We start from the raw sequence: 416 nt of genomic DNA on the forward strand, positions 1-416 counted from the left end.
CCAATCGTGACTGAAGTCCACACGGCGCTCGCGCTCGGGTAACGTTCCCGGCGCGTGGGGGCCGCCGCGATGGCCACTACGGCCAAGGCGGTTCAGGTGGTTCCTAAGCCCCGGCAAGCGTGGCAGCCGCATCGACGTGATGCGCTGCCAGCCGCGCCGGGGCTTTTCCATAGCTTGCGCCTCCGGCCGCAGCGGTTTGCCGAGCAGTTTCGTGCACAGCCATTCGAGCGCGCTGCACATCACGAAGTAGATCAGCGCGACGAAGGCAAACACTTCCGCCGGATAGACCATCAGCCGGCTATTGACCTGCGTGGCGACGAACGACAGTTCCGCCACGCCGACGATGTACGCGAGCGAAGTGTCCTTGACCAGTGACACCCACTGATTGATGAACGACGGCGTCATGATGCGCAGCG

1 pseudogene is annotated in these 416 nt (G+C 64.2%); it reads right to left on the reverse strand.

The features are described from left to right. Nucleotides 1-201: 201 nt before the first annotated feature. Nucleotides 202-416: pseudogene (locus tag CDV44_RS27515) on the reverse strand (amino acid ABC transporter permease); the annotation flags it as partial.

This window comes from Pandoraea sp. PE-S2R-1 (genome assembly GCF_002179865.1).
Classification (GTDB): domain Bacteria; phylum Pseudomonadota; class Gammaproteobacteria; order Burkholderiales; family Burkholderiaceae; genus Pandoraea.